Annotated in this window: 18 protein-coding genes and 3 pseudogenes; 10 read left to right on the top strand and 11 right to left on the bottom strand. The window is 74.5% G+C overall.

The window, feature by feature from the left end; translation table 11 throughout:
• Positions 1–634: 634 nt before the first annotated feature.
• The 3 genes and pseudogenes from AB0910_RS13660 to AB0910_RS13650 form a co-directional block, all read right to left on the bottom strand.
• Complete coding sequence (locus AB0910_RS13660) at positions 635–919, bottom strand: hypothetical protein (RefSeq protein WP_366744795.1); 285 nt, start codon at positions 917–919, stop codon at positions 635–637.
• A 70-nt stretch (positions 920–989) separates the two neighbouring features.
• The gene (locus AB0910_RS13655) at positions 990–1,553 is read right to left on the bottom strand and encodes an HNH endonuclease family protein (protein ID WP_366744791.1); all 564 of its coding nucleotides are present in this window, start codon (positions 1,551–1,553) and stop codon (positions 990–992) included.
• Positions 1,554–1,607: 54 nt separating this feature from the next.
• Positions 1,608–2,039 (bottom strand): annotated as a pseudogene (locus tag AB0910_RS13650) (hypothetical protein); the annotation flags it as partial.
• Positions 2,040–2,556: 517 nt separating this feature from the next.
• On the opposite strand from AB0910_RS13650, the gene AB0910_RS13645 reads away from it, so the two are divergent.
• Complete coding sequence (locus AB0910_RS13645; RefSeq protein ID WP_366744749.1) at positions 2,557–3,144, top strand: TMEM165/GDT1 family protein; 588 nt, start codon at positions 2,557–2,559, stop codon at positions 3,142–3,144.
• Positions 3,145–3,203: 59 nt separating this feature from the next.
• On the opposite strand, the gene AB0910_RS13640 is transcribed toward AB0910_RS13645, so the two are convergent.
• Together AB0910_RS13640 and AB0910_RS13635 are read right to left on the bottom strand one after the other, a co-directional pair.
• Complete coding sequence (locus AB0910_RS13640; protein WP_366744747.1) at positions 3,204–3,878, bottom strand: HAD-IA family hydrolase; 675 nt, start codon at positions 3,876–3,878, stop codon at positions 3,204–3,206.
• 311 nt (positions 3,879–4,189) lie between these two features.
• A complete protein-coding gene (locus AB0910_RS13635) occupies positions 4,190–5,575 on the bottom strand; it encodes a peptidoglycan-binding domain-containing protein (RefSeq protein WP_366744746.1) in 1,386 nt (461 codons plus the stop codon).
• Between the two features lie 362 nt (positions 5,576–5,937).
• Between AB0910_RS13635 and AB0910_RS13630 the strand changes: the two genes are divergently transcribed.
• The 3 genes from AB0910_RS13630 (at position 5,938) to AB0910_RS13620 (ending at position 9,830) form a co-directional block, all read left to right on the top strand.
• Positions 5,938–6,600 carry a hypothetical protein gene (locus AB0910_RS13630; RefSeq protein WP_366744745.1) on the top strand — a complete coding sequence of 221 codons (663 nt, stop codon included), beginning with the start codon at positions 5,938–5,940 and terminating at the stop codon, positions 6,598–6,600.
• Entirely contained in the window at positions 6,600–7,316 is a 717-nt protein-coding gene (locus tag AB0910_RS13625) for a hypothetical protein (protein ID WP_366744744.1), read from the top strand. Before AB0910_RS13630 ends, AB0910_RS13625 begins: the two co-directional genes overlap by 1 nt.
• Before the next feature lie 348 nt (positions 7,317–7,664).
• Positions 7,665–9,830 (top strand): bifunctional glycosyltransferase 87/phosphatase PAP2 family protein, encoded by a 2,166-nt coding sequence (locus AB0910_RS13620; protein WP_366744743.1) that lies wholly within the window; start codon positions 7,665–7,667, stop codon positions 9,828–9,830.
• A gap of 94 nt (positions 9,831–9,924) precedes the next feature.
• On the opposite strand, the pseudogene AB0910_RS13615 reads toward AB0910_RS13620, so the two are convergent.
• The 3 genes and pseudogenes from AB0910_RS13615 to AB0910_RS13605 form a co-directional block, all read right to left on the bottom strand.
• Positions 9,925–10,131 (bottom strand): annotated as a pseudogene (locus AB0910_RS13615) (DUF397 domain-containing protein).
• A pseudogene (locus AB0910_RS13610) lies at positions 10,121–10,557 on the bottom strand (Scr1 family TA system antitoxin-like transcriptional regulator); the annotation flags it as partial. The pseudogenes AB0910_RS13610 and AB0910_RS13615, both read right to left, overlap by 11 nt.
• Positions 10,558–10,793: 236 nt before the next feature.
• The gene (locus tag AB0910_RS13605) at positions 10,794–11,213 is read right to left on the bottom strand and encodes a nuclear transport factor 2 family protein (protein WP_366744742.1); all 420 of its coding nucleotides are present in this window, start codon (positions 11,211–11,213) and stop codon (positions 10,794–10,796) included.
• A 159-nt stretch (positions 11,214–11,372) separates the two neighbouring features.
• On the opposite strand from AB0910_RS13605, the gene AB0910_RS13600 reads away from it, so the two are divergent.
• Positions 11,373–12,176 (top strand): AraC family transcriptional regulator, encoded by an 804-nt coding sequence (locus tag AB0910_RS13600; RefSeq protein WP_366744741.1) that lies wholly within the window; start codon positions 11,373–11,375, stop codon positions 12,174–12,176.
• Between the two features lie 152 nt (positions 12,177–12,328).
• Positions 12,329–13,507 (top strand): 4-hydroxybenzoate 3-monooxygenase, encoded by a 1,179-nt coding sequence (locus tag AB0910_RS13595; protein WP_366744740.1) that lies wholly within the window; start codon positions 12,329–12,331, stop codon positions 13,505–13,507.
• 59 nt (positions 13,508–13,566) lie between these two features.
• Here the strand turns inward: AB0910_RS13595 and AB0910_RS13590 are convergent, their stop codons facing one another.
• From AB0910_RS13590 to AB0910_RS13580, 3 genes are all read right to left on the bottom strand, one after another.
• A complete protein-coding gene (locus AB0910_RS13590; RefSeq protein ID WP_366744739.1) occupies positions 13,567–13,725 on the bottom strand; it encodes a hypothetical protein in 159 nt (52 codons plus the stop codon).
• 123 nt (positions 13,726–13,848) lie between these two features.
• Positions 13,849–15,279 (bottom strand): prenyltransferase/squalene oxidase repeat-containing protein, encoded by a 1,431-nt coding sequence (locus tag AB0910_RS13585; protein WP_366744738.1) that lies wholly within the window; start codon positions 15,277–15,279, stop codon positions 13,849–13,851.
• 123 nt (positions 15,280–15,402) lie between these two features.
• Positions 15,403–16,287 (bottom strand): LLM class F420-dependent oxidoreductase, encoded by an 885-nt coding sequence (locus tag AB0910_RS13580; RefSeq protein ID WP_366744737.1) that lies wholly within the window; start codon positions 16,285–16,287, stop codon positions 15,403–15,405.
• Between the two features lie 277 nt (positions 16,288–16,564).
• Here AB0910_RS13580 and AB0910_RS13575 point away from each other — a divergent pair, with 277 nt between their 5' ends.
• From AB0910_RS13575 to AB0910_RS13560, 4 genes are all read left to right on the top strand, one after another.
• On the top strand, positions 16,565–16,990 hold the full coding sequence (locus tag AB0910_RS13575) for an excalibur calcium-binding domain-containing protein (RefSeq protein WP_366744736.1): 426 nt from the start codon (positions 16,565–16,567) through the stop codon (positions 16,988–16,990).
• 275 nt (positions 16,991–17,265) lie between these two features.
• Positions 17,266–18,657: a glycosyltransferase family 4 protein gene (locus AB0910_RS13570; RefSeq protein ID WP_366744735.1), complete on the top strand. Its 1,392-nt coding sequence runs from the start codon at positions 17,266–17,268 to the stop codon at positions 18,655–18,657.
• Between the two features lie 244 nt (positions 18,658–18,901).
• On the top strand, positions 18,902–19,633 hold the full coding sequence (locus AB0910_RS13565) for a class I SAM-dependent methyltransferase (RefSeq protein WP_366744734.1): 732 nt from the start codon (positions 18,902–18,904) through the stop codon (positions 19,631–19,633).
• Positions 19,634–19,667: 34 nt separating this feature from the next.
• On the top strand, positions 19,668–20,738 hold the full coding sequence (locus tag AB0910_RS13560; RefSeq protein WP_366744790.1) for a prenyltransferase: 1,071 nt from the start codon (positions 19,668–19,670) through the stop codon (positions 20,736–20,738).
• Positions 20,739–20,795: the final 57 nt, after the last annotated feature.

The raw sequence follows: 20,795 nt of genomic DNA, 5'->3' as shown, positions 1-20,795 counted from the left end.
CGCCAGGTCACGCGGAATCAGCGAACTGAACGGCAGCCGCGCCCCGCGCGTTCCTGCCGATGAAGACGTCTACTCCTGGCCCCCGTGCATACCTGATCCCCCCTTTGAGCGCCTGTCGGCGAAACTGCCTGACTACTGGCGCAAGGGGCAATGCGGCGACCCCCGACGCCCGAACCAATGCCACCGACGAGAGCCGAAGAAGTCAACGGGCGTCATCTCGAACAGGCCACAGCCCAGGACCCGAAATCTTTACGCGACACGTGCACTGAGCCGACTATTCCTTTACCAAAGGATCTACAAACAGTGCATTTCATCCAAAAGTTCGTGACGCTGTGCACGGAATCGAATACGCAAAGTAATCAACGGTCAACCCCGAATCACCCGCCGCAGCCCCGTGCTGCTCGCTGAATTCCGGTTCCGGAAGCCTGCGGAACGGCAACACGGGCTCGGGTTCCGTCATGGGGCATCCGTCATGGACGGAGTCGCACCGTCGGCGTCACCATGGCCGACATCTTCACGGGTGGTCGTAGTCGTCGTGAGCCCCGGTAGCTCTCCGGCTTGTTCCGCCTTCCGGCAAGCGCCGCCGGACCGAGGGAGAGCCCCCAGGGTCGCGCGCGACCCCCTGCGTTCCGGTTCAGCGGTCGGCCATACATGTGAGCAGCGCCGGCATTCCACCGCACCCGTCGGGCGTGCCTTCGTCGCCCTTCTTGGCTCGAATCACGTACTTGATGTGATTGCCGCTGACCTGATAGGGCTCGATGGAGTTGGGGCCGTCAAATGAGCGGTGTACCTGAGGTGGTTGGGGCTGCTGGCGGGTTGCTGACGGGCGGCCGTCGAAGGTGGTGTCGAAGGCGTTCAGCGCGGTCTTCCAGCGCATGGTCCAGCGGGCCTGGCCCGTGCCGGTGGGATCGAGCGACATGGCCGCCATGTAGACGCACTTCAGGGCGGCCTGCTCGTGCACCCCCGTGGGCCGAGGAGTCGGGCCCCACTCAGCAGGTGGCCAGCATGTCCTTCAACGCGGTCTTCTCTGCGCCGGTGACCGTCAGCTTGTAGTGGTGCTTCACCTCGACCCAGTCCGTCGAGTACGCGCACCAGTCCGACTTCAGCGGGGGGCGCCACTCGTCCGGGGCCCTGTCACCCTTTGACTGGTTCACGTTGTCGGTCACGGCGAACAGCTGCGGTTCCGTCAGGTCGTTGGCGAAGGCCTGGCGCTGTGCAGTGGTCCAGTTCCTCGCCCCGCTCACCCACGAGTTTCCCAGTGGGACCACGTGGTCAATGTCCACATCGGAGGGGTCTGTCCAGGTGGCGCCATCGTACGGGCTCTTCCATGTGCCGCTGGTGGGATAGCAGTCGCTGCCCGTCTTGACGTTCGTGCCGTCGCGCTTCAATACCACCTCGCGGGTGTCGCAGTTGTCGCCCTGGTTGATCCAGTGCGGGAACTTTTCGCGACTGTAGCCGTCCATCGATCCGCGGGCTGCCACGGTGAGGTCGTCCAGTTGCTGAGCCGGGTCGGATGCCGCCGCGGAGTCGGTGGCTGCCGTTGTCGCCGGCACGACGGTGACGAGATGGTCTGCGGCTACGGCGAATGTCTGTGTCGCGGGTACGGATACCACGTGGTCGATGTCCACGTCGGAGGCGGCGGTCCAGGTGGCGCCGTCGTGCGCGGACTTCCAGGTGCCCGCGGTCGCCGCGCAGCTCGCGTTGGTCGTCACGCCCGTGCCGTCCCGCTCCAGCACGACCTCGCGGGTGTCGCAGGTGCCCGACTGGACGATCCAGTGGGGGAACTTGTCGCGGCTGTAGCCGCTGGTCGAGCCCTCGGCCTGCACCGTCAGCCCGCTCAGGTAGCTGTGGGCCGTCGACACGGCGATCGGGTCGGGCGGCGCGGCCTCGGCCGCCGGGGCGGTGAGCAGCCCCGCCGCGGTGGCGAGCGCCGCGGCCGATGCGGCGATCCCGCCGCGCAGGGCCAGGGACCTGCGGCGTCCTGCCTGCGGGGGCACGGGGCGGGCGTGGCTCGTGTGACGCGCGTAGATCTGCGGCATGTGCGTACTCCCTCGATGTGGGGTGCGAAGGTCAAGTCCGTTGCCGGCGCGGCGAAGTGGGGTTTCCGCTAAGCGGTCGCCGGATAACAGCTTGAAGTCGTGTGCACGTCAGGACAAGGGGGCGTGTGCGGGAACACGCGTGCGTGACGTGAGCCACCCGGGGGTCGCGGACCTGCCGGGCGGGGGCCCGGGTGCCGTAGGGTGGGGGTCAGAAGGGGAGTAGCTCCTGGGGCCTCCCGACCGGACCGTGCCGGGCCTGCGGGCCCGCGGTCTCCACGGAAGCCCTTCCGCCGGACCGTCGACATACTGCTGGGAACAGGGATGCGTCCCGTCCCGGCCGGCGCCCGGAGACCCGCCGTACGTGCCGGGTCAGCGAGACCTTCGGCCGCAGTGACTCGTGGTGCAATCCGCCGGAACAGCGATCCGGCGGTCCGACGACGCTGCCGTGCCGGCGTGGTCGATCCCTTCTGGTTCGCCTCTCGGCGCGGTGCGACCGACCGATTGAGGAAAACGACCAGTGATCAGTTTCACCGTCATGGCGATCGTCTTCGGCGTGATCTTCCTTGCCGAACTGCCGGACAAGACTGCTCTCGCCGGCCTGATGCTGGGGACCCGCTACCGGGCTTCGTACGTGTTCGCCGGCGTGGCCGCGGCCTTCGCCGTCCATGTCGCGCTGGCCATCGCCGCGGGCAGCGTGCTGACCCTGCTGCCGCACCGGCTCGTGCAGGGGGTGGTGGGCGTGCTGTTCCTCGCGGGCGCCGCGATCCTCCTGTTCAAGAAGGACGAGGAGGAGGACGACGAGTCGGTCAGGGGCCCCGCCGACCAGTCGTTCTGGAAGGTCGCGGGGGCGGGCTTCATGCTCATCCTGGTCGCCGAGTTCGGCGACCTGACCCAGATCATGACCGCCAACCTGGCGGCCCGCTACGACAGTCCCGTCTCCGTGGGCGTCGGCGCCGTCCTCGGCCTGTGGGCCGTCGGCGGCCTCGGCATCCTCGGCGGCAGGACCCTGATGAGGCACGTGCCGCTGCGGCTGATCACCAGGATCGCCGCAGCGGTGATGGTCGCCCTCGCGGGCTTCAGCCTGTACGAGGCGATCGCGGGCTGAGGGCGCCGGGTTGCGTGCGGGGGCGAACCGCCCCCCGCACGGACGCCCCGTGCGCTCCCTCAGGCGGCGATGCGCAGCACGATGCCGTCCGTGGCGGTGTCCCGCTCCACGGTGACCTGCGTCAGGTCGCGCACGTGCGCCGTGGGTGCGAGCGCGGCGGCCCGCGGGCCCACGCCGACCACGCGGGCGCCCGCGGCGAGTGCGGCGGCGATGCCCGCTTCCGAGTCCTCGAACGCCACGCAGTCGGCGGGGGAGAAGCCCAGCTCGGCCGCGCCCTTGAGGAAGCCCTCGGGGTCGGGCTTGGAGGCGCTCACGTCCTCCGCCGTGATCCGCGCCGCGGGCAGTGCGAGGCCCGCGGCGCCCATCCGCGCTGCGGCGAGCGCGGTGTCCGCCGAGGTCACCAGGGCGTGCGGCAGGCCGCCGAGCGCGGCGAGGAAGGCGGCGGCGCCGGGCACCTGCACGACGCCCTCGGTGTCCGCGGTCTCCTGGGCGAGCATCCGCTCGTTCTCCGCATAGTTCTCCGCCATCGGCCGGTCGGGAAGGAGCGCGGCCATCGTCGCGTACCCCTGGCGGCCGTGCACGACGCCCATGATCGCCTCGGGGTCGAGGCCGTGGCGCGCGGCCCAGTCGCGCCAGACGCGCTCGACCACGGCGTCGGAGTTGACCAGGGTGCCGTCCATGTCGAGCAGCAGGGCCCGGCAGGTGAGGACGGTCTCGGGGGCGGTGGCCTGCATGCGCGGTGCTCCAGCGGTGGGACGGCGTTCGGGCGGCGCGCCCGCGCGCGGGCGGCCGGGACACAAGCGGCTCCGCCCGCTGGTCAGGGAGGTACGGGCGGAACCACTTTGTTCCCTCACTGTACAAACGAGAGGGGGTCCGGCGCCACCCTCGGGAGACGAACGGCGGGGAACGCGCATCCGTGCAGGTCGTGGCGGTGTGACGCTGGTTACCACAAGAGCGCGGGTGACGCCGGTCACCCCAAGGGCCGCGGGCCCGGCGGGACTTCGGCCGGACCCGCGGCCCTGGACCTGCGAGGGCGCCCGGGGGCTCAGCGGTGGCGCGCCCCACCGTAGTGCGCCCCGGCGTGGCCGGTGCCGCCCTGCCAGTGGGCGCCGTACGGGGACTGGGCGTGCGCCCCCTGGCCGCCGCCGCCCTGCGCGGCGCGGATGCGCGCCTCCGCGGCCTGCTCCTGCCGACGGGCGAGCGCCTGCCGGGCGAGCGCGGCCTGCCGCGCCTGTCCGCTGGAGGCGGTGTGCTCGGCCGGGGCCTGCCGCGTGTCCGACGAGTGGTGCGCCGCCTGCTGGTGCGCGGGCTCGGCTTCGAGCGCGCGGCGCGTGTTCTGCCCGTACACGCCCGGCTGGTCGCCCTGCACGTGCCGGTACATCTGGTAGATGCGCACCGCCGAGGCCGTCGACTGGCCGTACGAGCCGTCGTCGGCGCCGTGGTACAGGTACAGCGCGCTCAACTTGCGCTGGAGCGCTGCCACTTGGGGGCCGCTGTCGCCGAGGGAGAGCGTGCCGTCCGAGGTGGCCGCCGCGTCCTGCGCGCGGTGCGCCGCGGCGGGCACCGCGGGCGTCTTCGCGGCCTGCCGCGCCTGTCCTGCCTGCCGGTCGGGCGTGGTGAGCGCGGAGCGCGCCGCCGGCTGGGAGGGGCCTGCGGCCGTGTCGTCGGGCACGCTGTCCGGCTGTCCCGCGCGGGTCGCGTCGGCGAGCGCGTCGCCCTCGCTGCCGCCGGAGAACATCCCTGACGTGAACGCGGCGGTCCCCAGCACGGCGGCGGCCGTCATGCCGAGCGCGACCGCCTTCATCGGGCGCCGCCCCGACTTGGCGGCGGGCGCGTGCGGCGGCAGCGCGCCGGCCGGCGGCGCCGGGGTGGCGGCGAGCGGCGGCAGCGGCCCTGCGGGGGCCGGCTCCGCCGCGGGTCCGGTGTCCCCGCTCGATGCCGTCTGCTGCTGTGCGTACGGCGGTTGGGCTTCGGGCTGCTCGGGGGTGCGCTGCGCGGGCACCGAGGGGAGCGGCGCGGCCGGCGCCTCCTGCGCGTACGGCGACGGCAGTTGGACCGACGCGGGCAGCGGCTGCGCGTAGGGCGCGGGCAGTTGGCCGTCCTGCGGCATCTGCGCGTACGCCGGGAACGGCTGCGCGCTCTCGTGCGGCGCCTGGCCGTACGGCCCCCCGCCCTGCGGCGGCAGGAACGCGCTGTCCGGGTACGCGCTGTCCGGGCAGGGCTCGGCGTACGGCGCCGCGGCTGCCGCGTACGCCGGCAGGACCGCCGTGTCGGCGCCGTCCGGCACGAACGCGGGCGTGGCACCGTACGCGTGCGGCGGCACGGGGCGCAGCGGCGGGGGCGCCGCGTGCTCCATGTGCTCGCACGAGCAGCCCGCGCCGCCGCCCGGCACGCGCGGCGTACCGCAAGAGCGGCAGAACTGTCCGATCACCGTGGCATCCCTCCGCTGGAACTGCCCCAGATTATGCAGCCCCTGAGGGGCCGAGGGGTGCGGGAAACGAATCCCGGTGGCCGCCATCTCTGTCGTAAAACAGACAGAACGCGGCGATAACCGTGCAAAAAACCGCCACATGGGGAGCAGTTGTTACGTAGGGCCCCGCTCGCCCCGGCGTCCGGGGCCCTCCTTCCCGGCCGTCGGATCCGCCCCGGCCCGGGGCCGTTTCGGTGGCGGATTACGGGCAACTCGGAGCCCTGTGGCGCCCTGTGACGCACGGAACATCGCGCGGCGGGCGGCCACACACGCCAAGGAGCGACCGGGGCCTCCCCGGCAGCGGCAATCGGGGAAAGGGAGCCATGTCCACAGTCCTGACCGTGGTCGGTCTGATCGTGGTGTTCGTGATCATCGTCGCCCTCGTCCTGTACATCGGGCCGGGCAGGGGGCGCGGCAAGGCGGGCCTGCGGCGCAGGTTCGGCCCCGAGTACGAGCGGACGCTCGCCCGGCACGACGGCAACACCGCCGAGGCCGAGCACGAGCTCAAGGAGCGGGTCGCCCGCCACGGCGGGCTGCGGCTCGCGCCGCTGGCGGCCGAGGAGCGTGAGCGCTACACCGCGCGCTGGGCGGGCCTCCAGGAGCGGTTCGTCGAGTCGCCGCGCGAGGCGGTCGCCCAGGCCGACCGGCTCGTCGCGGAACTCGCCGCGGCGCGCGGCTATCCGGCGGCCGACGGCCCGCAGGCGTACGACGAGCAGCTCGACGCCCTCTCGGTGCACCACGCGCACCGGCTCGACGGGTACCGCAGGCTGCACGCCGTGGCGCACCCGGAGGAACCGGAGGAGGGCGCGGGCGGCGAGTCCGGCGCCGACACGGAGGAGCTGCGCGAGGCGATGGTCGGCGCGCGCGGTCTCTTCGAGCAGCTGATCGCCGCCCGCCCGGGAGGCGGCGGCCGCGCGGGCCGCGCTGCGGGGCGCGCAGGCCGCGGGGAAGCGATGTCCGTACGACCCAAGGGAAGCGGTGTCTGATGTTCAACAGGAAGCACGACAGGACGGAGGGGGCCGGTGTGGAACCGGCCCGTGAGGCGGCCGCAGGGCCGCTCGGAGAACCGCCCGCCGGGGAGCGCGCGGAGTACGCAGGGAGCGAGGACCGCGCGGGGGACGCCGGCGCCGACGAGGAACTGCCGCGCTCGGCCGCGGGCGAGGCCACGGAGGCGGACGCGCGGGCCGGGACGGGCCCGGGGACCTCGGAGAGCGAGCTGTTCGCCGACCGTGAGCGGATCGTGCGGCGTGAGCGCGCGCTCCAGCAGGAGCGCGACCGGCGCGAGGACGGCGCGGGGCGCCGCGAGGACAGTGCGGGGCGGCGCGGGGCAGTCGCAGGGGCGCTGCGCACGTCGGGCGCGGGCCGTGCGGGTTCCGAGCGCGTCGCGGGCGGCGAGGGGTCCGTGGCCGCGGTCGCCGAGGGGCGGCTGATGCCGCGCGCCGAGAGCGAGGAGTTCGGGCGGCGCCTCCAGGGCGCGCTGACCCACTTCGTCGACGACCCCGGCCGCTCGGTCGAGGAGGCGGCGCGCGTGCTCGAAGAGGCCGCGAAGCGGCTGTCGGCCGCGCTCGACGAGCGTCCGCGCGCACTGCGCGCCTCCTGGCAGGACGGCACGCCTGCCGAGCCCGCGGGCGCCGACACGGAACGGCTGCGCCAGGCCCTGCGCACCTACCGCGAGACGACGGAGCGGCTGCTCGCGCTCTGAGGCTACGGCCCGGGGCCGGGCACCCGGGCCGGGCCCGGCACAGGCGCGTACGGACAGGGGGCAAGAGGCAGACGGACAGCGGCAGACGGGCGGCGGACTCCGGTCCGCCGCCCGTCGCCGTGTGCGCGGGCCCGACCGCGGGCCCGCACGGGCGCCGCCCAGGATGACGTGTTCGTGACAACGGAAGCCTGGGCAGGTTACGAGCCGGTGAACCGGTGTCAAGCCCCTGCGGCACCTTGGCGCGGTCTGTGCCGTTGCGTCCAAAACGGGGATGACAGGCAGGCGAAGAGGGGGTTGCCTGAGTCTTCCGAAGGGGACAGTGCCAGGCTCTGTGGCTCAAGGGGCGCAATGATGGCGGTTTCGGGCAGAGAGGGAGGTCGTCGGGACGTGGCGAACGCGGAGGGCACTGCCCGGGACGGTACGGCGCCGAGAGGGCCGAGCAGCGGGCTGCTCGCGGCCCACGCCCTCCTGTGGGCCATCACCGCGACGCTCGCGGTGCGCCAGGCGGCCGCCGTGCTCGACAAGCCGCCGGGCAGGCGCCTGACCGACCTGGAGACCTGGACGGGCCCCGGCGGCGTCCTCCATGTCACCGGCTCCCTCTACGGCCACGGCTCCACCTTCACCGGCACCCCCTTCGCCGGCCTCGTGCTCAAGCCGCTCGCCCGCTCGGCCGAGGAGGCGCTCGGCGTCACCTGGACCCTCGGCACGCTGCTGCTCGTCGCGGCGGTCGGCGTGATCGCGGCCCGCGCCCTGCCGGGCCGCCTGCCGGTGCCGGCGGCCCCCGTCGCCATCAGCCTGCTGATGGTCTCGCTGCCCGTGCGCAACAGCTTCCACCTCGGCCAGACCAGCGTCATCCCGGTCCTGCTCGTCCTGCTGGGCTGCTTCGTCGCGCGCGGCGAGCGGTTCGCCGGGCTGCTCGTGGGCCTCGGCGCGGCCCTCCAGCCCGCCGTGCTGCTGTTCGCGCCGCTGCTGTGGCTGACGGGGCGCAGACGGGCCGCCGTGACGTCCGTGGCGGCCTTCGCCGGGTGTTCGGCGCTCGCGTGGGCCGTCCTGCCCGCCGACTCCACCACGTACTGGGTGCACCACCTCGCGGGGATCGGCCTCGGCGAGTCCGCCTCCGGCCTCGCCAACCAGTCGCTGCACGGCGCCCTGCTCCGCTTCGGGCTGCACGGCGCGTGGGGCAGCGCGCTCGCCGGGGTGCTCGCCGCCGCCGTCGTGGGGACCGGGCTGCGGCGCGCCGTGCGGTACGCGTGGGACGGGCAGCTGCTGCTCGCCGTCGCCGTCACCGGCTGCGTCGCCGTCGCGGTGTCGCCGACCGCCTGGCAGTACCAGCTGATGTGGATACTGCTCGCGCTCGCCGGGCGGGTCGGCAGGCGGGCCAGGGACCGGTACGTCTGGCCGGTCGTCGTGGTCCTCGTGATGACCCTGCCGGGCACCGTCCTGCTGCCCAACATGGCCGTGCTCGCGCCCGTACGGGACAACGTGCCGCTGCTGGCCGCGCTCGCCGCCGCCTGCGCCGTGCCGTTCCTGTCCCGCACGTCCCCGTACTTCGACAGACCCGTGCCGACCGATCACGCGCAGCCGGTGCCCTCGCGCCTGCGCCGGGTCCCGCTCGCCGCACCGGTGTGGCGCCGGGTGGCGGGCCGCCCCAACCTGGTGCTCGAACTGCTCGTGATCCGTGTCGGCTACTCCGCCTACTCGTGGATCCGGCTCGCCGCGGCCGCCGACCCCGCGACGGCCGAGGCGCACGGCCGGGAGGTCCACGGCCTCGAACGCGCCCTCCACATCGACATGGAGCACTGGGCCAACCACGCCGTCGTGCATGCCGGATGGCTCCGCAACTTCTTCGACTTCTACTACGAGACGTTCCACTTCGCGTTCCCGCTGGCGATCCTCGCCGTCCTGTTCTGGCGCAGCCCCGCCGACTACCGCTGGGCCCGCGCCTCCCTGTCCTTCGCGACGGTCCTCGCGCTGGCCGGCTTCTGGTTCTTCCCGCTCGCCCCGCCGCGGCTGATGCCGGGGCTCGGCTTCATCGACACCGTGCACGGCCCACAGGACCTCGCGCACCCGAGCTACGGCGCGATGACCGCGGTCACCAACCAGTACGCGGCGATGCCGTCGCTGCACTTCGGCTGGTCGCTGTGGTGCGGCGTGACGGTGGTGGTGCTCGCGCCGAAGCTGTGGATGAAGCTGATCGCCCTGCTCGACCCGCTGTTCACGCTCTCCGCGATCATCGCGACCGGCAACCACTGGGTCCTCGACGCGGTCGGCGGCGCGACCGTCGTCGCGGCGGGCTTCGCCCTCACCCACCTGCTGGCGGGCCCGCGCGCGCTCGTCCCCGGCCTCGCCCGGGCCGGCGCGCTCGGCGGCCCCGGCCTCGGCGCGGTGCTCCCGCCCGACCCGTTCCCCGCCAAGCCCCCGCGGCCGACACGGGACTCGCACAGCCCGCACGACGGCGCGCACGGCACCGAAGGCCAGGACCGCCCGGGCCGCCCGGCGGCCCCGCCGCGCTAGAGAAGGCGCCGGCCACCGCGGCGCCGTACGACGCGTCCGGCCCCGCCGCGCTTCCCGGCAGTGGGCGTGCGTGGCGGGGCCGTTCGGCGTGCGGTCAGCGGGTGTGTGGCTCGTCCGACGTGAGGTCCGCCAGGAAGGCCGTGAAGGCGGTGGTGGGGAGGGTGAGGGTGGGGCCTTCCGGGTTCTTGGAGTCGCGTACGGGGACGATGCCGTGCGCTGGGGCGAGGTTCGCCGCGATCTCGACGCAGGCACCGCCGTTGTTGCTGTCGGAGGACTTGTGTCAGCGGGGCTCAGTCGTCACGGGACATCGCTTTCGTCGCCTGCTCGATCATCGCCACGGACGCCGCCTGGGACGGCGCCCGGCCTGTAGCTGATGGTAGGCCGTCAGCAGGGGTGCCAGGAGCGTCATTTCCCGGCCGAAGTGCCCCTGCGCCTGGGCCTCCGCGTAGGCGGCGAGGGTGCGGTCCGCCATGGTCAGCAGGTACACCGGCAGGTCGAGCGTGCGGCGCTTGCCCAGCGCGTACGGCGCGACCTGGAGCACGGTGTTGGGCAGCGCGGCGAACTCGACGAGCGCCCGCAACTGCTCCGCCGTCACCTCGCGGCCGCCGACGGGGCGGCGGACGCAGCTCTCGTCCAGAACCACCATCACCATGGGCGGCCTGGGCCGCACCAGCGCCGCCTGACGCTCCGCCAGGATCAGCACGCACTCGTCCGCCTGCCCCGGCGAGTGACGCCGTGACCGGGCATCGCGCCGCCGGATGTCTCGCCGAGGTCTGCGCGGGCGACTCGGCGCGGGTCGTCTGCCTCGGCGGGGCCGTCACGAGGTCCCACCGGCTCGCGCTCCGCCGGCTGCGGCGCCGCGCGCGGTGGCCGGCGGACGCCCTCGACCCCGCCCCGGACGCCCCGTGGGCCCCGCCCCCGCGCCCTCGGCCCCGCGCCCCCGCTTCCCGGATCCGCCCGCCGTCACCGCCCGGGCGCGGGTGGTGTGCTCAGCGGGGTGCGGCGGGCCGACACGGTGCGGCGGCTGATGCGCCAGCCGTCGCCGGTGCGGACCGCGGTGTCGTCGTACGTGACGGAGCCGCAGGAACCGTCCGCCCTGACGGCCAGCCCCTTGGAGCTGACCCGTGCGCGGCCGTCTCCCGCCTCGGTGACGACGACGTTGGTGACGTGGTGCGCCACCGGGTTGGCGTCCCCCAGGGCGACGGCGGCCGCCGCCACGGCCGCCACCCCGACGAGCGGGTCCCTGCCGAAGTCGGCGAGTTCGTAGACGACGTCCTGCGTGAACACCTCGCCGAGCCGGTCGAGGCAGCCGTCGTCCACGAGATGGCCGTGGAGCGCGACGAGTTCGGCGATGGCCAGGCGGTCTTCGAGAGCGAGCGGCACGCGGGTCCCTTCCGCCCCGGCCGGACGCGGGAGGCCCCGGGCCGGGTGCTTGTCCTGTCGTCCGCCCAGCACACCACACCGCGCCCCGGCGCGCGGCCCCGCGGCCGTACGGTCGAGGGCCGCGCGCCCCCTGTCGTAGCGGCGGTAGGCTGGTGCCCGATGCCGGAAAACAGCCAGCCCGCACCCGCACCCGTACCCGGGCCGCCCCGGGAGCCCGGGCCGCTCGCGCCGTCGCGCGGCGCCGGCTGGCTGCCGGGCGGCTTCCACCTCGGCGCGCACTCCCACGCCAGGGGGCAGTTGGTGTACGCGGCCGCAGGCGCGCTGACCACCACGACCGAGCGGGGCACCTGGGTCGCGCCGTTCAACCGCGTGACGTGGACGCCGCCCGGCTTCGACCACTCCCACCACTTCTACGGCAGGACCGACGTCCGGCTGCTCGACGTGCCCCTCGACCTGTGCGGGCGGCTCGTCGCCCGCCCCAGTGTGTTCGAGGTGGGGCCGCTGCTGCGGGAGGCCCTGCTGGCGCTGACCGACCGCAAGGAGTTCAGGCCGGGCGCCTACCGGCGGCTGCTCGCCGTCGCCGTGGACGAACTCGCCGAGACGCCCGAGCAGTCGCTGCACCTGCCCGAGCCCCGGGACGACCGGCTGCGCACCGTGACCGACCTCCTGCACGCCGACCCCGCCACCCCGGCGACCCTCGCCGAACTCGGCCGCGTCGCGGGCGCGAGCGAGCGCACACTGAGCCGGCTGTTCCACACCGAGCTCGGCATGAGCTTCCACAGCTGGCGCACCACCCTGCGCGTCCACCACGCCCTGGTCCACCTCACCGCCGGCCGGTCGGTCACCGACACGGCGATGGCGTGCGGCTGGTCCAACCCCTCAGGTTTCATCGAGGCGTTCACGGCCCTCGTCGGGCAGACGCCCGGCCGCTACCGGACGGAACTGCGCGGCGGCGCCTCGTAGCCCGCGCCGCCCGCGCCGGAGCCTGGCGGGTTTCCGGTATCGGCTGGCCGTCTGCCGGTTGGCGGAAACAGCGGCCCGGCCCAGAGTGGTGACCCGGGCCCACCGCACGTGGTGTGTCCGACCACCGACTTTCCGAGGGGACACGGACACACATGGCCGGCACGGAAGAACACACCACCGTCGTCGTGGTGGGAGCCGGGGTCGCCGGGCTCACGCTCGGCAACCTCCTGCTGCGCAGCGGCATCGGCTGCACCGTCGTGGAGAGGCACAGCAGGGAGTACGTCGAGCGCCGCCAGCGCGCAGGGACCGTCGACAGCCGAGGGGTGCGGATGTTCCGAGCGTGGGAGCTGGAGGAGGTGCTCGTGGACGACGAGCCGCTCCCGCAGATGGCGGGCGGCTTCTGGCTCGACGGCGAGGAACTGGCCATGGACTTCGAGGGCGACGACACCGACGACAGCGTCTTCTGCCCCCAGCAGGTCCTCGTGCGGAACCTCACGGACGCCTTCCTGCGCGACGGCGGCGACCTCAGGTACGAGGCCGCCGACGTCACCCTCGACGGCCTCGACGGCGCGCACCCCGCCGTCGGCTACCGCGACCCCTCCGGCGCCGCGCACACCCTCACCTGCGACTACATCACGGGCTGCGACGGTGACCGGGGCGTCAGCCGCGCCTCGATACCCGCAGGCGCGCTCACCCGCTACTCCCACGCGTACGGCTACTCCTGGCTCAGCGTCCTCGCGCAGGTGCCCGCCGACCCCTCCGGCATGGCGATCCACCGGCGCGGCCTCGCGGGAGTGATCCCGCGCGGCGCGCACGCCAGCCGCCTCTACCTCCAGTGCGCCGCCGACGACACCCTGGAGCAGTGGCCGGACGAGCGGGTGTGGAGCGAGCTGACCGCCAGGTTCGGCACCCCCGTGTCGAGCGGCCCGATCACCGAGAAGCGCCTCGTGCCCCTCAGGAGCGTGGTGTACGACCCGATGCGCCACGGCAGGCTCTACCTGCTCGGCGACGCGGCGCACATCGTGCCGCCGATGAGCGCGAAGGGCATCAACCTCGCCCTGTACGACGCGGAGGTGTTCGCAGGCGGCCTCGTCCAGCAGGTCCGCACGGGCGACGGCGGGTTGCTCGACGCCTACTCCGAGACCTGCCTGCGCCACGTCTGGAACTACCAGGCGTTCGCCTCCTGGATCACCGAGATCATGCACAACGCGGGCGACGCCTCGCACGAGGGAGAGTTCCGCAAGCAGATCGCCCGCGCCGAACTGCGCCGCGTCTTCGACTCACCCGCGGCGAACCGGCTGTTCGGCGAGCTCAGCGCGGGCGTGAACTAGCGAACGGCGCAGGGGCGCAGGCGGCGGGCGGCGCGCGGGGCCGGGCTCCGGCCCGGCCGTCAGTCGGTGGGGAGGTCCGGCATGCCGAAGTCGAGGGCGCGATCCGCCTCCCGCCTGGTCTGCTCCGCCACGCGCGCCGCGTCGGCGATCACATCGCCCCGCTCGGCTATCAGCGAGTCGTAGATGAGCGCGTCGACGGTGTGGATGGAGTCGTTCATGTCGTGTCCGTTTCTCGGGCTCGGCGTTCTCGCGCGCGGCGGCGGGCGGCCGGTGGGCAGGGCCGAGCGCTCCCGTACCCGGTTTCCCGCCGGGCATGCCACATCGGGCCGCGGCCGGGCCCCTCAGCCGCGCGGACGGCCGTGCGCGCTGTGCCGGTTGACGAACAGGACGCCGGCGGCGATCAGGATGACCAGCGCGATCGCCACCCACCAGATCCCGCCGGAGAGCACCGGGCTGGTGTCGGCGTCGGCGGCGGGCGCCACGGCCAGCGGGTTCATCGCCGCCTCGGACGGGGTCGGGCTCGGGGACGCCGTGGCCGCGGGCTTCGCGCTCGCCGAGCTCCCGGGCCCCGGCGTCACCTGCGGCGCCGCGGGCAGGCCGGTGGCCTGGAGCGCCGTGACGAGGTCGGTGCCGCCGAAGCGCGCCGGGTCGACACCCGCCGTGTGCGCGGTGAAGATCAGCCTGGCGTATGCGGCCGGGCCGGTGCGCCGCGCCCAGGCGGGGCCGTTCCGCTCCAGCCAGTGCAGGGCGCCGGCGGCCTGCCGCCCGTAGCCCGCCGCGGACATCGCGACCACCGCGTCCGCCGTCGCCGCGGGGTCGGCCGCGCCCGCGTCCGTCGTCAGATGCGCGCCCTCGGGCGTGAGCAGGGGGGCGAGGTAGGCGGCGCCGTTGCGCGCCACGCCCTCGGGGGTGGCGGCGCCCGCAGGGTCGCAGTCCGGGGCGGGGCCCGGCTGCACCGGGGCCACCACGAAGCGCTTGCCGATCCCGCCGAGCAGGCCCTCCGCGGTGGCGTGCGCGTCGGCGACGGGCCGCTGCCCTGCCGCGGGCGGCTGGGCGGCGAAGCCGCCGGCGCCGGGCGAGGAGGAGCACGGGAGGGAGAGGGCGACGAGCGCGTCGTACGCCTGGTTGTCCGTGAACGGCGACCGCACGGAACTGGGCCTTCCGCCCGTCATCGCCAGCGCCCCGATCACCTCGGACGTGGTGGTGGCGTCGGTCGGGGCGCCTGGAGCCGCACCCCAGCCGCCGTCCGGATTCTGCTGGGTGCGCAGCCAGTTGAGCGCCGCGTTGAGCCGGGGCCGCTGGCCGCCGACGCTCGCGAGGGCCTGCGTGGCGAGCGCGGTGGCGCCGGTGTCGCGGGGCGCGGCCGGGTCGCAGGGCGCCGTGGGCGTCTGCCGGTACGCGGTGAACGACCCGTCGGCGCACTGCTGCGCCTGGAGCCAGCCGACCGCGGGTGCCGCAGGGCGCAGGCCCGCCGCGTACAGGCCGAGCAGGGCGAGCGACTGGCGGGCCACGCCGTCGCCCGCGGGGTCCGTCCTGCCGTAGAGCGCGGCGTCGCCCGGCCTCGGCCGGTAGCCGTGGTGCTTCCCGGCCGCCTTCTTGCCGTGCGCGCCCGTGCCGTGTCTGTCCGCCGCGTTCTGGCCGGCGCTCGGCGAGGGGTGCGCCCCGGCCGTGCGGCCCGGCGCGGCCGCGGCGGACGGCGCGAGGGCCGCGCCGCCGCAGAGCAGGGCGGAGACGAGGAGAGAGGCGGCTGCGCGGCGGACGGCGGTGCTCATGGTGCGGACGCGACTTCCCTGACGGGCGGCGGGGGACCGGGCCACTCTACCGGTGGCGGGCCCGCCCGCCGCCCCAGGACCGCACGGGCGCGCGCCCCGCGTCCGTACGGTCCGCGGACCCCCTCACGCCCCCCTGGTGGGCAGCGCCTTCGCGAGGGCGCGCCAGGCGTCGAGGGGCAGGTCCGTGCGGGGGTCGTCACCGACGACCTGGACCGCGACATGGTCGGCGCCCGCGGTGAGGAACTCGCCGACCCGGTGCGCCACGGCGTCCGCGTCGCCGAGGGCGAACACCGCGTCGAGGAGGCGGTCGCTGCCGCCGTCCGCGAAGTCGGCCTCCTCGAAGCCGAAGCGTTCGAGGTTCTTGGTGTAGTTGGGCAGCCGGAGGTAGAAGCTCAGATAGCCGCGCGCGGTGGCGCGCGCCGCGTCAAGGTCCCGGTCGAGCACCACCTTGAGCTCGGGCGCGAGCAGCGCGTCGCTGCCGAGTACCTCCCGGGCCCGCGCGGTGTGCTCCACCGTCACCAGGTACGGGTGCGCGCCCGCCGCCCGGTCGTGGGAGAGCTTCAGCATCTTCGGCCCGAGGGCCGCGAGCACGCGGGCGCTCGCGGGGACCGGTTCAGGTGCCTCGTCGAGGCCCGTCAGATACTCCTTCATCGTGGAGTACGGGCGCTGGTAGCGCTCGGTCGTCGCGCTGTGGCTCGCCCCGAGGCCGAGGACGAAGCGGCCCGGGTGGGAGCGTTCGAGCTCGGCGCGGGCCGCCGCCACATCGAGGGGGCTGTGGTCCCAGATGCTCAGGATGCCCGTGGCGACGGTGAGCCGCTCGGTGGCCGCGAGCAGCGGCGCCGCCTGGGCGACGCCGGGGCTGCCGCCGATCCAGACCGTGCCGTAGCCGAGGGATTCGAGCTCCGCCACCGCGTCGCCGACCCGGTCCCCGTTCTCGGGGTTGTCGGTGCGCAGCGCCGTGCTCCAGACGCCGATCCTGCCGAAATCCGTCGTGTTCGTGGAGTTCATGGTGACCATGGTGGTGCAACCAGGAGGCACGGGGCCGTTGTTCCGTGCCCGCCGGGCCTGTGCCGCCCGTGTGCCGTAGAGCGCACACGCTTCCGTCACGAATTGGTCACCAGTGGAACATCTGCATCCGCTGTGTGGCCGTACGGCGATACGTTCGGGCCTCCAACGAGCAGTCCTGGGGGGGCACATGGCTCGCAACGAACCGCCCGCACGGCCGCGGGCGACGCATCCGTACAACGCATCTGACGGCGGTCGGGGGGCCGCCGGGGGGAGGCGCGTGCCGCTGCTCCTGCCCGCGGCCCTCTGCCTCGCCGCCCTCGGCCTGGGTGCCGCGGGATGCGGCGGCGGAGGCGCCCACTCGGCCGCCGCCGAGGTGACGCCCACCGTCACCGAGACCGCCACGGTCACCGCCACTCCGCCGCCCGCGGAGCCGACCGCGACGGCCACCGTCACCGAATCGGCGGAACCCGCTCCCACGGTGACGGTCACCAGGACCCGCACCGTCCACGTCACCGTCAGGCCCGCGGCGCCGCGCGCGGCCACCGGCAGCGGCGGCTCGGGCGGCGGCGGGGGAGGCGGCGGCTCCGCCTACTACGCCAACTGCACCGCCGCGCGCGCCGCGGGTGTCACGCCCCTGTACCGGGGGCAGCCGGGGTACGACAGCCATCTCGACCGGGACGGCGACGGGGTCGCCTGCGAGTAGCGGAAGAACGGCGGCAGGACACGGCGGTCCGACAACGGACCTGACGCAGGGGGCACGCGGGCGACGCGGCGGCCGGCAGGTGCGCGGCGCGGGGGCGAGGACGGGGCCCGCGTGGCGGGAATCACCTGATCCGGCGGCTTCCCGCTCGCTACCAGCCGGTAGATTCGGACCCTGTCGTCGGCCCGCCGTGACTTGTCCGCGCTCGCAGCGGCCGGTTACGCTCCGTCGGCACGTCAAGTCGACAAAGAGGCAGACCGGAAGCGAAGGGGGCGGGAGTGACCGCTGGAGCCACTCAGTCCCCCGCCTCACCCGACCCGGCCCCCGCCTCGGCCACCGCGGCGCCGCGCCGTTCCGCCGCGCCGGAGGAGCCGGGCCGCACCCCGGCCGCCGACGGCGGGCGTCCCCTGCGGATCGCCCTGCTCAGCTACAAGGGGAATCCATTCTGCGGAGGCCAGGGCGTCTATGTGCGCCACCTCTCGCGGGAGCTGGCCCGCCTCGGCCACCGGGTCGAGGTCATCGGGGCCCAGCCCTATCCCGTACTCGACGAGGCCGACGGGGTCACCCTCACCGAGCTGCCGAGCCTCGACCTCTACCGGCAGCCCGACCCGTTCAGGACACCGGGGGCGGGCGAGTACCGCGACTGGGTCGACGCCCTCGAAGTCGCCACCATGTGGACCGGCGGGTTCCCGGAGCCGCTCACCTTCTCGCTCCGGGCCCGGCGCCACCTCGCCGCGCGCGCCGGGCAGTTCGACGTGGTGCACGACAACCAGACCCTCGGCTACGGCCTGCTCGGCGACCTGGGCGCGCCCCTCGTCACCACGATCCACCACCCCATCACCGTCGACCGCAGGCTCGACCTGGCGGCCGCCAAGGGCCGGCGCAGGCAGTACTCCGTGCGCCGCTGGTACGGCTTCACCCGCATGCAGAAGCGGGTCGCGCGGCGGCTGCCCTCGGTGCTGACGGTCTCAGGCTCCTCGAAGCGGGAGATCGTCGAGGACCTGCGGGTGCCCGCGCGCCGCATCCACGTCGTGCCCATCGGCGCGGACACCGGCCTCTTCTCGCCCGACCCCGCCGTGCCCGAGGTGCCCGGCAGGATCGTCACCACGTCAAGTGCCGACGTGCCGCTCAAGGGCCTCGTGCACCTGGTGGAGGCGCTCGCCAAGGTACGCACCGAGAACCCCGCCGCCCACCTCGTCGTCGTCGGCAGGCGCGCCGACGACGGGCCGGTGGCGCGGGCCATCGCGCGCTACGGGCTCGAAGGCGCCGTGGAGTTCGTCAAGGGCATCTCCGACGCGGACCTCGTCGACCTGGTGCGCGGTGCGCAGATCGCCTGCGTGCCCTCGCTGTACGAGGGGTTCTCGCTGCCCGCGGCCGAGGCGATGGCCACCGGGACCCCGCTGGTCGCCACCACGGGCGGCGCGATCCCCGAGGTCGCGGGCGTGGACGGGGAGACCTGCCTCGCCGTGCCGCCGGGCGACTCCGGCGCGCTCGCCGCCGCGCTCGGCAGACTCCTCGGCGACCCGGCGCTGCGCGCCGCGCTCGGCGCGGCCGGCCGTGACCGGGTGCTGGCCCGCTTCACCTGGGCCAGGGCCGCAGAGGGCACGGTCGAGCTGTACCGCGAGGCGATCGCGCGGCAGGGGCGGCGGCGGAGCGCCCCGCTCGCCTAGGGTCTTTCGTTTGGATCAGGGCGGATGTGGGAGCGGGGTCCGGTGCTGTGGCTGTGTATCGCAAGGCGGAGGAGGGAGTCATGGCGGAGCCATGGCGACCGACGACAACGCGGCGAGTGGGGGTCCCCCCGGCCGGAGGCTGGGGGAGGCACCGGGGCACGCGAGCCCGCCATGACCCAAACGAAAGACCCTCGCCCGCCCCCGTACCGCACAGAACCACTCCCGACCGCGAAAGCAGGCACCCGTGCTGACCGTGGACTTCACCCGCTTCCCGCTCGCCGCGGGCGACCGCGTGCTCGACCTGGGCTGCGGCGCGGGCCGGCACGCCTTCGAGTGCTACCGGCGCGGCGCGCGCGTCGTCGCGCTCGACCGCAACGGCGAGGAGATCCGCGAGGTCGCCCGCTGGTTCGCCGCCATGAAGGAGGCGGGGGAGGCGCCCGAGGGCGCCACGGCGGCCGCCATGGAGGGCGACGCGCTCAACCTGCCCTTCCCCGACGGATCGTTCGACGTCGTCATCATCTCCGAGGTGATGGAGCACATCCATGACGACAAGGGCGTGCTCGCCGAGATGGTGCGCGTCCTGCGTCCTGGCGGCCGGATCGCGGTGACCGTGCCGCGCTACGGCCCGGAGAAGGTGTGCTGGGCGCTGTCCGACGCGTACCACGAGGTCGAGGGCGGGCACATCCGCATCTACCGCGCCGACGAACTCCTCGGCCGCATCAGGGAGGCCGGGCTCAAGCCGTACGGCACCCACCACGCGCACGCCCTGCACGCGCCCTACTGGTGGCTCAAGTGCGCGCTGGGCGTCGACAACGACAAGGCGCTGCCGGTGCGCGCCTACCACAAGCTCCTGGTCTGGGACATCATGAAGAAGCCCTTCGCGACCCGGGCGGCCGAGCAGCTCCTCAACCCCGTGATCGGTAAGAGCTTCGTGGCGTACGCGACCAAGCCCCGCCAGGCCGCGGGCGCGGAGTGAGCCGGTGACCCTGTCGAGCGCGGAGCCCGGCCGCATGCGCCACCTCGCACTCCCGGGCGTGCTGACGGAGCGTCAGGCCCGGGAGACCGTCGCCGGCATCCGCGCGGTGCAGCGGCCCGACGGCGCGATCCCCTGGTTCCGCGGGCACCACCTGGACCCCTGGGACCACGTGGAGGCCGCGATGGCGCTCGACGCGGCGGGCGAGCACACCGCGGCGGCCGCCGCGTACGCCTGGCTCGCCGCGCACCAGAACGACGACGGCTCCTGGTACGCCTCCTACCAGGACGGCCCGGACGGGCAGCGCCCGCTCGACCTGCACCGCGAGAGCAACTTCTGCGCCTATCCGGCGGTCGGGGTCTGGCACCACTACCTGGCCACGGGCGACGACGCGTTCCTCGACACGATGTGGCCCGTCGTACGCTCCGCGGTCGACTGGGTGCTCGCGCTGCGCGCGCCGGGCGGCCAGATCGGCTGGAAGCGCGAGGCGGACGGCACGCCCGTCCACGACGCGCTGCTGACCGGCTGCTCCTCCGTCTACCACGCCCTGCGGTGCGCGCTCGCCCTCGCCGCCGAGCGTGCGGAGCCGCAGCCGGAGTGGGAGCTGGCGGCCGGTGCGCTGGGCCACGCGATCCGCGCCCACCCCGAGCGGTTCCTCGACAAGAGCCGCTACTCGATGGACTGGTACTACCCCGTGCTCGGCGGTGCGCTGACGGGCGCCGAGGCCGCGTCCCGTATCGCGGAGGGCTGGGACACCTTCGTCGTGCCGGGGCTCGGCGTGCGGTGTGTCGTGCCCAACCCGTGGGTCACCGGCGGCGAGAGCTGCGAACTCGCCCTCGCCCTCTGGGCGATGGGGGAGTCCGGGCGCGCCGTCGACGTCCTCGGGTCCATCCGGCACCTGCGGGACGGCGACGGCATGTACTGGACGGGATACGTCTACGAGGGCGAGACGGCGGTGTGGCCGGGCGAGCGCACCACCTGGACGGCCGCGTCCCTGCTGCTCGCCGTCGCCGCGCTCGGCGGCCACGAGCCGACCACCGCCGTGTTCGGCGGCGGCCGGCTGCCGCGCGGTGTCGAGCCCGACTGCCCCTGCCCGCAGGCCCGTTGAGCGTCGCCGTCGGCGGTGTACGGGCGAACTGCCGTACGGCGCGCGCACATGTGACCT

It is taken from the genome of Streptomyces sp. NPDC047002 (assembly GCF_040704505.1).
In the GTDB taxonomy this organism is placed as follows: domain Bacteria; phylum Actinomycetota; class Actinomycetes; order Streptomycetales; family Streptomycetaceae; genus Streptomyces.
The sequence above is the reverse complement of the archived record's forward strand: the minus strand, read 5'-3'. Positions and strand labels throughout refer to the sequence as shown.